Source organism: Ramlibacter sp. (genome assembly GCF_028292805.1).
Taxonomy (GTDB): domain Bacteria; phylum Pseudomonadota; class Gammaproteobacteria; order Burkholderiales; family Burkholderiaceae_C; genus Ramlibacter.
Map to the genome: position 1 here is coordinate 1 of NZ_JAQGLS010000275.1, position 11,287 is coordinate 11,287.

10 protein-coding genes are annotated in these 11,287 nt (G+C 68.3%); all 10 read left to right on the forward strand.

Going from position 1 to position 11,287, the window contains the following annotated elements; translation table 11 throughout:
- Positions 1–1,236, forward strand: a 1,236-nt coding sequence (locus tag JWP65_RS16675; protein WP_299765740.1) for an STAS domain-containing protein, incomplete at its 5' end; no start/stop codon positions are given.
- Positions 1,237–1,327: 91 nt separating this feature from the next.
- Entirely contained in the window at positions 1,328–1,879 is a 552-nt protein-coding gene (gene hslV / locus JWP65_RS16680) for an ATP-dependent protease subunit HslV (protein ID WP_299765742.1), read from the forward strand.
- 79 nt (positions 1,880–1,958) lie between these two features.
- Positions 1,959–3,275 carry an ATP-dependent protease ATPase subunit HslU gene (hslU, locus tag JWP65_RS16685; RefSeq protein WP_299765755.1) on the forward strand — a complete coding sequence of 439 codons (1,317 nt, stop codon included), beginning with the start codon at positions 1,959–1,961 and terminating at the stop codon, positions 3,273–3,275.
- Between the two features lie 248 nt (positions 3,276–3,523).
- On the forward strand, positions 3,524–3,952 hold the full coding sequence (mraZ, locus tag JWP65_RS16690; RefSeq protein ID WP_299765757.1) for a division/cell wall cluster transcriptional repressor MraZ: 429 nt from the start codon (positions 3,524–3,526) through the stop codon (positions 3,950–3,952).
- Positions 3,953–3,961: 9 nt separating this feature from the next.
- Entirely contained in the window at positions 3,962–4,879 is a 918-nt protein-coding gene (rsmH, locus tag JWP65_RS16695; protein WP_299765744.1) for a 16S rRNA (cytosine(1402)-N(4))-methyltransferase RsmH, read from the forward strand.
- 55 nt (positions 4,880–4,934) lie between these two features.
- Entirely contained in the window at positions 4,935–5,228 is a 294-nt protein-coding gene (gene ftsL, locus JWP65_RS16700) for a cell division protein FtsL (RefSeq protein ID WP_299765745.1), read from the forward strand.
- Between the two features lie 103 nt (positions 5,229–5,331).
- The gene (locus JWP65_RS16705) at positions 5,332–7,080 is read left to right on the forward strand and encodes a penicillin-binding protein 2 (RefSeq protein ID WP_299765747.1); all 1,749 of its coding nucleotides are present in this window, start codon (positions 5,332–5,334) and stop codon (positions 7,078–7,080) included.
- Entirely contained in the window at positions 7,080–8,594 is a 1,515-nt protein-coding gene (locus JWP65_RS16710) for a UDP-N-acetylmuramoyl-L-alanyl-D-glutamate--2,6-diaminopimelate ligase (protein ID WP_299765749.1), read from the forward strand. The genes JWP65_RS16705 and JWP65_RS16710 overlap by 1 nt, the downstream gene beginning before the upstream one ends.
- Before the next feature lie 5 nt (positions 8,595–8,599).
- Positions 8,600–9,991 carry a UDP-N-acetylmuramoyl-tripeptide--D-alanyl-D-alanine ligase gene (murF, locus tag JWP65_RS16715; RefSeq protein WP_299765751.1) on the forward strand — a complete coding sequence of 464 codons (1,392 nt, stop codon included), beginning with the start codon at positions 8,600–8,602 and terminating at the stop codon, positions 9,989–9,991.
- Positions 9,981–11,159, forward strand: a complete 1,179-nt coding sequence (gene mraY, locus JWP65_RS16720) for a phospho-N-acetylmuramoyl-pentapeptide-transferase (protein WP_299765753.1) — start codon at positions 9,981–9,983, stop codon at positions 11,157–11,159. The genes murF and mraY overlap by 11 nt, the downstream gene beginning before the upstream one ends.
- Positions 11,160–11,287 lie beyond the last annotated feature (128 nt).

Below are 11,287 nucleotides of genomic sequence, written 5' to 3' on the forward strand. Positions count from 1 at the left end.
GCCGCCGCGGCGCGCATGCCCGGCATGGCCGCGCGCTCGGCAACCGGCGTGCCGCCGCCGTCGTTGCTGAACGGCGACCCCTGCGGCCCGCCTTCGAGCATCTTTTCGCACTCCAAGCAGATGGCGATCGACGTCGGCGAGATCGCGCACGATCCCGAGCTGGAGGAGGCGTCGATCCGGTTCGCCAATGGCGATGACGCCGGCGCCGAGGCCGGCCTGCTCGAGGTGCTCGGCCCGCAGGGCACGCGCGTCGACCACGACGAAACCTGGCTGGCGCTGTTCGACCTGTACCGCGCCACCGGACGGCAGGATCGCTACGAGCCGGCCGCCATCGAATTCGCCGGCCGCTTCGGCCGCTCGGCGCCGCAGTGGTTCTCGCTGCCCGAGATCGTCGGCCGGATGAACCAGCCGGCGGCGGCCGCTCCCAGCGGCAAGGCGATCGCCGACTGGACCTGTCCCGCCATCTTCGGCACCCAGACGCTGGCGGCGCTGGCCGCGGCGCTGGCCAAGGCGCCGCCGCCGTGGCGCCTGAACTGGACCAAGCTCGCCTCCATCGTCGATTCGGCGGTGGAGCCGCTGGCCAAACAGTTCGCCCAGTGGGCTTCGCAGCCGGTGCAGCTGCGCTTTATCGGCGCCGAGGTGCTGGAGCGCGTACTCAAGCAAGCGACCCCTTCGGGCGACCGCTCGGCCAGCCCGGCGTGGTGGAAGCTGCGCATGGAAGTGCTGCGCGTGATGCACCGCCCCGACGAGTTCGAGCTGGTGGCGCTGGACTACTGCGTGACCTACGAAGTGTCGCCGCCGTCCTGGGACAGCGCGCGTTGCGAATTCAAGCCCCTGCACTCCGACGGCAGCTACGTCGCCGGCCACACCATCGTGGGCGAGGCCTACCGCGACTCGGTGATGTCGGTGATGACTGGCTACGGCGATTCGGTGTCGATGAACTCGCAGATGTCGAGCATCGCCACCGTGGAGTTGTCGGGCCTGATCCTGGGCGACGGCAAGGAAGCGCTGGAGCTGCTGGAAGCCAAGCTGCAGGACGCCGACGTGATGGTGGTGTCCTGCACCCGCCTCATCCGCACCGACTTCACCGCCGCCGGCACCTTGCTCAACTGGGTAACGGCGCGGCAGGCCGAGGGCCGGCAGGTGCAGTTCGTCGAAGTGCACCGGCTGGTGGCCGGCTTCTTCAACGTGATCGGCATCAGCGAGCACGCACGGGTTTCCGTCCGCCAGGACTGACGTTCAGCCGCCCGGCGCAAAGCGCCGTTCGGTCCGAAGGGGCCGGGGGCGCGCTTGCATTTCGCAAGCCTCGCCCCAAGCTGCCGTGGTTATGGAACCATTTCACGGAACGACCATCATTAGCGTGCGGCGCAAGAGCGCCGACGGCCGCTGGCAGGTGGCGATCGGTGGCGACGGCCAGGTCACCCTGGGCAACATCGTCGTCAAAGGCACGGCCCGCAAGGTGCGCAAGCTCTACCACGCCAAGGTGATCGCCGGCTTTGCCGGTGCCACCGCCGACGCCTTCACCCTGTTCGAGCGCTTCGAGGGCAAGCTCGAAAAGCACCAGGGTCACCTGGTGCGCGCCGCCATCGAACTGACCAAGGACTGGCGCACCGACCGCGTGTTGCGCCGCCTCGAAGCCATGCTGGCCGTGGCCGACCGTGAGGCCTCGCTGATCATCACCGGCAACGGCGACGTGCTCGAACCGGAGCACGGGATCGTCGCCATCGGCTCGGGCGGCGGCTTTGCCCAGGCCTCGGCCAAGGCGCTGCTGGACAACACCGAGCTGCCGGCCCGCGACATCGTCAAGAAGTCGCTGGAGATCGCCGGCGAGCTGTGCATCTATACCAACATGAACCACACGATCGAGGAGCTGGAATGAGCGCCGCACGGCCGCCCGAAGGCGCGAAGGCCCCCTTGGGGCGCAGCCAGGACATGCAATGCCGGGCCTGGGGGTCCACATGAGTTCGATGACGCCGCAGGAAATCGTCTCCGAGCTCGATCGGCACATCGTCGGCCAGGCCGACGCCAAGCGCGCCGTGGCCATCGCGCTGCGCAACCGCTGGCGGCGCCAGCAGGTGGACGAGAAGCTGCGCCACGAAATCACGCCCAAGAACATCCTGATGATCGGGCCCACCGGCGTGGGCAAGACCGAGATCGCGCGGCGGCTGGCCAGGCTGGCGGACGCGCCCTTCATCAAGGTGGAAGCCACCAAGTTCACCGAGGTGGGCTACGTCGGCAAGGATGTCGACTCCATCATCCGCGACCTGGCCGAGATGGCCGTCAAGCAGACCCGCGAGAGCGAGATGCGCAAGGTGCGCACCCGGGCCCAGGATGCGGCGGAAGAGCGCGTGCTGGGCGCGCTGGTGCCGGTGGCGCGCGGTGAGGAGCCGGCGCCCGACAGCACGGCGCGCCAGGTGTTCCGCAAGAAGCTGCGCCAGGGCGAGCTGGACGACAAGGAGATCGAGATCGAGTTGGCCGAAGCCAGGCCGCAGGTGGAAATCATGAGCCCGCCCGGCATGGAGGAGATGACCGAGCAGCTGCGCGGCATGTTCAGCCAGATGGGGGCGCCGCGCCGCAAGAGCCGCAAGCTCAAGATCGGCGAGGCGATGAAGCTGCTGGTGGAAGAGGAGGCCGCCGGCCTGGTCAACGAGGAAGAGATCCGCGCCCAGGCGATCGCCGGGGCCGAGCAGAACGGCATCGTCTTCATCGACGAGATCGACAAGGTCACCTCGCGGAGCGAAGGCTCCGGCGCGGAGGTCTCCCGCCAGGGCGTGCAGCGCGACCTGCTGCCGCTGGTGGAGGGAACGACCGTCACCACCAAGTACGGGCCGATCCGCACCGACCACATCCTGTTCATCGCCAGCGGCGCCTTCCACCTGGCCAAGCCGAGCGACCTGATCCCCGAGCTGCAAGGGCGCTTCCCGATCCGGGTCGAGCTGCAGTCGCTGTCGGTGCGGGATTTCGAGGCCATCCTGACCTCCACCCATGCGTCGCTGGTCAAGCAATACGAGGCGCTGCTGGCCACCGAGGGCGTCACGCTGGCCTTCACGCCCGATGGCATCACGCGGCTGGCGCAGATCGCCTACGACGTCAACGAGCGCACCGAGAACATTGGCGCGCGCCGGCTCTCCACGGTGATGGAGCGACTGCTGGACGAGGTCAGCTACGACGCGACGAAGCTGGAAGGCCAGACCATCGCCATCGACGGCCCGTACGTGGACAACCGGCTGGCCCAGCTCAGCCAGAACGAAGACTTGTCTCGCTACATCCTCTGATGCTTGCGCCTGAGGTTGTGAAAGCACTTTCACAGCCCGGCGTAAGTGCTTGCTTTAGAACGCTTTTCGCCACTGTCGTGCATGCAAAAAGCGCGCTAAGTCCTTGATTTCATTGCCAAAACTTACCACCTCGGTATTGCGCCGCTGAGTTTTCCTGCTACAGTGCAAAAAAGTGCAATTAAGTGGTGGAAAGTGGCTTCGTGCCTCCGCCGTTTTTGCCGTTTTGTTCACAGCAAGGGCTTCCACAGGTGTTCCAGGGCGCGTCATCGCTGAGTCTCGATGCCAAGGGGCGGCTATCCATGCCGACCCGGCACCGTGACGTGCTGTCCGCCACCGCCGGCAACCAGCTGACGATCACCAAGCATCCGCACGGCTGCCTGATGATCTTCCCCCGTCCCGAGTGGGAAAAGTTCCGTGAACGCATTGCCGCCCTGCCCATGGCCGCGCAGTGGTGGAAGAGAATCTTCCTGGGCAATGCCATGGACATGGAACTCGACGGGACTGGCCGGGTGCTGGTGTCGCCGGAGCTGCGCGAGGCCGCCGGGATCACCAGGGACACCATGCTGCTCGGGATGGGCAACCACTTCGAGCTGTGGGACAAGGCAAGCTACGAGGCCAAGGAGGCCGAGGCCATGCGGGCGGGGATGCCCGAGGTGTTCCAGGACTTTTCTTTCTGAAGGCGGGCGGTGGCAGGCACATGGCAACACACCACCGTCTTGTTGAACGAAGCAGTCGAAGCGCTCGTCACCAAGCCGGATGGAACCTATGTCGACGCGACCTTCGGGCGCGGCGGGCACTCGCGCCTGATCCTGTCCCGGTTGGACGAGGTGGGCCGGCTGATCGCCTTCGACAAGGACCCGGAAGCGGTGGCCGTGGCCAACGCGATCGACGACCAGCGCTTTGCCATCCGGCACCAGGGCTTCGCGGCGCTGGGCGAATTGCCGGCCGCCAGCGTCACGGGCGTGCTGCTGGACATCGGCGTGAGCTCGCCCCAGATCGACAATCCCGAGCGGGGGTTTTCGTTTCGCAATGACGGTCCGCTGGACATGCGCATGGACCCCACGCGGGGGCAGAGCGCGGCGCAATGGCTTGCCACCGCCCCGGTGGAGCAGATGACGGAGGTGATCCGTGACTATGGCGAAGAACGGTTTGCTTTCCAGGTTGCAAAGGCGATTGCAGCTCGGCGACAGGAACGGGGCCCTCTTGCAACCACCGCCGAACTGGCCGAGCTCGTGGCTCGCACGGTCAAAACCCGCGAGCAGGGCCAGGACCCTGCAACGCGCACATTTCAGGCTCTTCGGATTTTCGTCAACGCCGAGCTTGAAGAGCTGCAACAGGCGCTAGAGGCCAGCTTGCACGTGCTCGAACCCGATGGCCGGCTGGTGGTGATCGCCTTCCATTCGCTGGAAGACCGCACCGTCAAGCAGTTCATCGCGAAACATTCGCGCGACCAGGTGGACCGCCGGGCACCGTTCGCCGCCCCCAAGCCGATGCGGCTGGAAGCGCTGGGGCGCGTCAAGCCGAGCGTGGACGAAGTGCGCGGCAACCCGCGCTCGCGCAGCGCGATCATGCGAGTGGCCCGGCGCACCGAGGTGCCGGCATGAGCCGCCGGGCCACCTCGAGGCGAGCCGCGCAGCGTTTGGCGCGGAGGGTCGTCCAGTGACGCGCGTCAACCTGTTCCTGCTGTTCGCCGTGGTGGCCAGCGCGCTGTACCTGGTCCAGGTCCAGTACCAGTCGCGCCGCCTTTACGCCGAGATCGAGAAGGCGCAAAACGAATCGCGCAAGCTGGAGACGGACCACGAGCGGCTGCAGGTGGCAAAGCGCGCGCAGGCCACGCCGGCGCGGGTGGAACGGCTGGCGCGCGACCAGTTGCAAATGCGCGCCGCCACGCCGGCGATCACCCAGTACGTCACGCTCGAGGGCGTTGCCGCAGCGCAGGGCGGGACGCCATGAGCGCCGCACGGCCGCCCGAAGGCGCTCGCCCCCTGCGCTTGCGCAGGGGGGAGGCGCAGCCCGCGCGGCCGGCGCAGCGGGCACGCCTGGGGGAGGTTTCCGCATGAAGCGCCGCTCTGCCCCTCGCGCCGTCGCCTACACCTCGAGCCCGCTGCTGGCCAGCCGCACGCCGGTCTGGCGCAGCAAGCTGATCGTGGCCGGCATCGCGCTGGCCTTCTTCGGGCTGGCCGGGCGCGCCGCCTGGGTGCAGGTGTTCGGCAACGAGTTCTACCGCAAGCAGGGCGAGGTGCGCTTCGCGCGCACGCTGGAGCTGCCGGCCAACCGCGGCCGCATCTTCGACCGCAACGGCCTGCTGCTGGCCACCAGCGTGCCGGTGCCCAGCATCTGGGCGATTCCCGAGGATGTCGAGCGCGACAAGGTCAAGCTGGCAAAGCTGGCCAGGCTGCTGGACATGCCCACTACGGAGCTGCTCAAGAAGCTGGAGGACGAGGACCGCAACTTCGTCTGGCTCAAGCGCCAGGTCGAGGAGCCGGTGGCGCGGCAGATCGCGGCACTGGACCTCAAGGGCATCTACCAGCGCAAGGAATACCGCCGCCAGTACCCGGAGGGCGAGGCCGCGGCGCACGTGGTGGGCTTCACCAACGTGGAAGACAACGGCCAGGAAGGCATCGAGCTGGCCTTCAACAAGGACCTGGGCGGGCGCGCCGGCTCGCGCCGCGTCATCAAGGACCGGATGGGCCGCATCGTCGAAGACATGGTGGAGCAGGTGCCGCCGGTGGACGGCCGGGATCTGCAGCTGTCGATCGACAGCAAGGTGCAGTTCTTCGCCTACCAGAAGCTGCGCGACGCGGTGATCGCCCACAAGGCCAAGGCGGGCAGCGTGGTGGTGCTGGACAGCCTGACCGGTGAAGTGCTGGCGCTGGCCAACTATCCCAGCTACGACCCGGGCCGGCGGCAAAACCTGTCGGGCGAGCAGCTGCGCAACCGCGCGTTGACGGACACCTTCGAGCCCGGCTCGACGATGAAACCGATCACCGCCGCTGCGGCGCTGGAGCTGGGCCGGGTGCGCGCCAACACGGTCATCGACACCTCGCCGGGCCGCTATTCGATGGCCGGCTTCACCATCAACGACACGCACAACTACGGCGTGCTCGACGTCAACGGCGTGATCCAGAAGTCCAGCAACGTCGGCGCGCTGAAGATCGCGCAGAAGATGAGCCCACAGGAAATGTGGGAGATGTTCACGGCGCTTGGCTACGGCCAGAAGCCGCAGATCGCCTTTCCAGGCGCCTCTCCGGGGCGCCTGCGCCACTGGAAAACCTGGAAGCCGATCGAGCAGGCCACCATGTCGTATGGCTACGGCCTGTCGGCGTCGCTGTTCCAGATGGCGCGCTCGTACACCGCGTTCGCCCACGACGGCAGCATCATCCCCGCCACCATGCTCAAGAGCAGCGAGCCGGCGGTCGGGGTGCGTGTGTTCTCGCCGGAACATGCCAAGCAAGTGCGGCACATGCTGTGGCTGGCCGCGGGCCCCGGTGGCACGGGCCAGAAGGCGCAGACCCTGGGCTATTCGGTGGGCGGCAAGTCCGGCACCGCGCGCAAGCAGGTCGGCAAGGGCTATGCGTCGGGCAAGTACCGCGCCTGGTTCACCGGGATGGCGCCGATCGACAACCCGCGCATCGTCGTGGCCGTGATGGTCGACGAGCCCAGCGCCGGCACCTACTACGGCGGCACCGTGGCCGGGCCGGTGTTCAGTGAAGTGGTGCAACAGACGCTGCGCCTCATGAGCGTGCTGCCCGACATGAGCGTCAAGCCGCAGATCGTGGTGCAGGCCGTGCAGGAGTCGTTCTGATGCGCGTTTTGCACACGCCCCAGCAGGCGGCCGAGTGGCTGCGGGCGCGCGGCGCGACCGACCTGCATTGCGACAGCCGCCAGCTTGGCGCGGGGCAGGGCTTCATCGCCTGGCCGGGCGCCGCCACCGACGGCCGCAAGTTCGTGCCGCAGGCGCTGCGACACGGGGCCGTCGCCTGCCTGGTGGAGCAGGCTGGCAGCCAAGCCTTCGACTTCAACGGCGATGCGGTCGCTGCCTACCCGGGCCTGAAGGCCGCCACCGGCCAGGTCGGCGCGCTGTTCTACGGCGAGCCGAGCCGCACGCTGGACGTGCTGGCGGTGACCGGCACCAACGGCAAGACCTCCACCGCCTGGTGGCTGGCGCAGGCGCTGTCCAACGTGGACATTCCCTGCGGCATCGTCGGCACGCTCGGCGTTGGCCGCCCGCCGCACGTCGAAGCCACCGGCCTGACCACGCCCGACCCGGTGCTGATGCAGCGCCAGTTCCGCCGCTTTCTCGACGAGGGCCTGAAGGCCTGCGCGATCGAGGCTTCGTCGATCGGCATCGCCGAGCGGCGCATGGACGGCATGCAGGTGCGGGTTGCGGGTTTCACCAACTTCACCCAGGACCACCTGGACTACCACGGCTCGATGAACGCCTACTGGCAAGCCAAGGCGCAGTTGTTTCGTTGGCCGGGCCTGCAGGCCGCCGTGCTGAACCTGGACGACCCCAAGGGCGAGGTGCTGCGCGCCGAGCTCGAAGGCACGCTCGATGTGTGGACGGTCTCCTGCGAGCAGCCCGCGCGGTTGCGGGCGCTGGACATCGGTTATGCCGACGGCGGCCTGCAGTTCACCGTCGCCGAAGGCGAAGAACGCCACCTGCTGCGCACGCAGCTGATCGGCCAGTACAACGTGTCGAACCTGCTCGGCGTGCTGGGCATGATGCGCGCCGTCGGCGTGCCGCTGGCCGCGGCCGTGGCCGCCTGCGCCGACCTGCTGCCGGTGCCAGGCCGCATGGAGCGCATCGCGCAAGCCGGCCAGCCGCTGGTGGCCGTCGATTACGCCCATACCCCGGATGCGCTGGACAAGGGCCTGCAGGCGCTGCGGCCGCTGGCGCGGCAACGCGGCGGCCAGCTGTGGTGCGTGTTCGGCTGCGGCGGCGACCGCGACCCGAGCAAGCGCGCGCTGATGGCTGCCGTCGCCGAGAAGAACGCCGACCGCGTGGTGGTCACCAGCGACAACCCGCGCAGCGAGCAGCCCGAAGCCATCATCGCGCAGGTCGTGCAAGGGCTGGCGCGCGCCGAGCGCGCGCAGGTGCAAGCCGACCGCGCCCGCGCCATTGCCGACACCGTGGCCGCCGCCGCCCCGCACGACGTGATCCTCATCGCCGGCAAGGGCCATGAGGACTACCAGGAGATCGCGGGTGTGAAGCACGCGTTCTGCGACCAGGCGCATGCCGGCAAGGCTCTCGCGCAGCGCACTTCTCACCCGCTCGCGCCAGCGGGAGCGGGCCGGGGTGAGGGCCGCTCGCGATGACAACCATGTTCCCCCTTCATCGCGCCGCGCCCTGGGTCGGCGGCAAGCTGGTCGGCGACGGCAACGTCGCGATCGCGCGCGTGCACACCGACACCCGCAGCTTGCAGCCGGGCGACTTGTTCGTCGCGCTCAAGGGCGAGCGCTTCGACGCCAACGACTTCATCGCCCGGGCGCGCGACAAAGGCGCCGTGGCCGCCATCGCGCAGCCGGGCCGGCTGCCGGCGGGCTTTGCCGGCATCGAGGTGGACGACAGCAAGCTGGCGCTGGGCCGGCTGGCGCACGCCTGGCGCCGGCAGTTCGCGCTGCCGCTGGTGGCAGTCACCGGCAGCAACGGCAAGACCACGGTGACGCAGATGATCGCGTCCATCCTGCGCGCCTGGCAGCCGGACAACTTTCTGGCCACGCAAGGCAACCTGAACAACGACATCGGCCTGCCGCTGACGCTACTGCGGCTGCGGGCGGAACACCGCGTCGGCGTCATCGAGCTGGGCATGAACCACCCCGGCGAGATCGGCTACCTGGCCGGCATCTGCGAGCCGACGGTGGCGATGGTGAACAACGCGCAGCGCGAACACCAGGAATTCATGGCCACGGTGCAAGCGGTGGCGCGCGAGAACGGCAGCGTGTTCGGCGCGCTGCCCGTCGACGGGGTCGCGGTGTTTCCCGCGGCCGACGAATTCAGTGCGCTGTGGGCCGGCCTGGCCGGGCAGCGCAAGTGCATGACCTTTGCCGACGCGGCGCCGCAAGGCGGCCGCGCGGACCTTTTTCTGGCCGGGGCTGAATGGCAACAGGGGCACTGGAGCGTGCAGGCGGAAACGCCTGCCGGTCTGGTGGCATTCCGACTCCATATCGCCGGCCGCCACAACGTGCGCAACGCGCTGGCCGCGGCGTCCTGCGCACTCGCGGCCGGCGTGCCACTGGAAGCAGTGGCCCGCGGCCTGGAAAGTTTCGAGCCGGTCAAGGGCCGCTCGCGCGCGCTGGCCGTGCAGCTGGGGACGCGCAGCCTGACGCTGGTGGACGACAGCTACAACGCCAACCCCGACTCCGCCCGTGCCGCCATCGACGTACTGGCCGAGCTGCCCGGTCCGCGCCTGCTGGTGCTGGGCGACATGGGCGAAGTGGGTGACCAGGGTCCGGCCTTCCATGCCGAAGTGGGCGCCTATGCCCGCGAGCGCGGCATCGAGCAGCTGTTCACGCTGGGCCTGCAGGCCGCCGGCATGCAGGGCACCCACTTCGCCGACATCGAGGCGCTCCAGGATGCAGTGCTGGCGGCGCTGCCGCGCGCAGAAAGCATCCTGGTCAAGGGCTCTCGCTTCATGCAGATGGAGCGCGTGGTGGCGGCGATCGTCGCGCACGCGGAACAACAACAATCCAAGGAGTCCCCCGATGCTCGTTAGCCTGGCCGCATGGCTGCAGACACTCGGCCCGGAGTTCGGCTACCTGCGCGTGGTGCAGTACCTGACCTTCCGCGCCGTGATGGCCGCCATGAGCGCGCTGCTGATCGGCATCCTGTTCGGGCCCTGGGTGATCCGCCGCCTGGCGGAACTGAAGATCGGCCAGCCGGTGCGCGGCTACGGCCTGCAGACCCACCTGGCCAAGAGCGGAACGCCCACCATGGGCGGCGTGCTGGTGCTGATCTCGATCGCCATCTCCACCTTGCTGTGGTTCGACTGGCGCAATCGCTTCGTGTGGGTGGTGCTGGCGGTGACCCTGGGCTTCGGCGCCATCGGCTGGGTGGACGACTGGCGCAAGGTCGTCAACAAAGACCCAGAAGGCATGCGCTCGCGCGAGAAGTACATGTGGCAGTCGATCATCGGCCTGCTCGCCGCCTTCTACCTGGTGTTCGCGATCTCCGAGAACTCCAACTGGCGCGTGCTGGAGCTGTTCTTCAGCTGGGTGGCCTCGGGCTTCAACGTCAACCTGCCGCCCAAGACCGGCCTGATGGTGCCGTTCTTCAAGGAGATCACCTACCCCCTGGGCGTGTTCGGCTTCATGATCATGACCTACCTGGTCATCGTCGGCTCGAGCAACGCGGTCAACCTCACAGACGGCCTGGACGGCCTGGCGATCATGCCGGTGGTCATGGTCGGCTCGGCGCTGGGCGTGTTCGCGTACGTCAGCGGCAGCTCGGTGTTCTCCAAGTACCTGCTGTTTCCCTACATCCCGGGCGCCGGCGAGTTGCTGATCTTCTGCGCCGCGATGGCGGGGGCCGGGCTGGCCTTCCTCTGGTTCAACGCCCACCCGGCCCAGGTGTTCATGGGCGACGTCGGCGCGCTGGCGCTGGGCGGCGCGCTCGGCACCATCGCCGTGATCGTGCGCCAGGAAATCGTGCTGGCGATCATGGGCGGCATCTTCGTGGTCGAGGCGCTGTCGGTGATGGCGCAGGTGCTGTACTTCAAGTACACCAGGAGCCGCTACGGCGAAGGCCGGCGCATCCTGCTGATGGCGCCGCTGCACCACCACTTCGAGAAAACCGGCTGGAAGGAAACGCAGGTCGTGATCCGCTTCTGGATCATCACGATGCTGCTGTGCCTGGTGGGCCTTTCTTCACTGCAGCTGCGGTGAGGCAATTGCGCGACCAACCCGTCCTGGTGCTCGGCTGCGGTGCGTCCGGCTTCGCCATGGCGCGCTGGTGCGCGCGGCAGGGTGCGGTGGTGACGGTCGCCGACACGCGCGACGCGCCGCCGCAACTG

Excerpts from the sequence above, each read along its gene's own strand:
- murF (WP_299765751.1), top strand. The coding sequence starts at position 8,600 with ATGTTCCCCCTTCATCGCGCCGCGCCCTGGGTCGGCGGCAAGCTGGTC.
- hslU (WP_299765755.1), top strand. The coding sequence starts at position 1,959 with ATGAGTTCGATGACGCCGCAGGAAATCGTCTCCGAGCTCGATCGGCAC.
- mraY (WP_299765753.1), top strand. The coding sequence starts at position 9,981 with ATGCTCGTTAGCCTGGCCGCATGGCTGCAGACACTCGGCCCGGAGTTC.
- JWP65_RS16705 (WP_299765747.1), top strand. The coding sequence starts at position 5,332 with ATGAAGCGCCGCTCTGCCCCTCGCGCCGTCGCCTACACCTCGAGCCCG.
- hslV (WP_299765742.1), top strand. The coding sequence starts at position 1,328 with ATGGAACCATTTCACGGAACGACCATCATTAGCGTGCGGCGCAAGAGC.
- JWP65_RS16710 (WP_299765749.1), top strand. The coding sequence starts at position 7,080 with ATGCGCGTTTTGCACACGCCCCAGCAGGCGGCCGAGTGGCTGCGGGCG.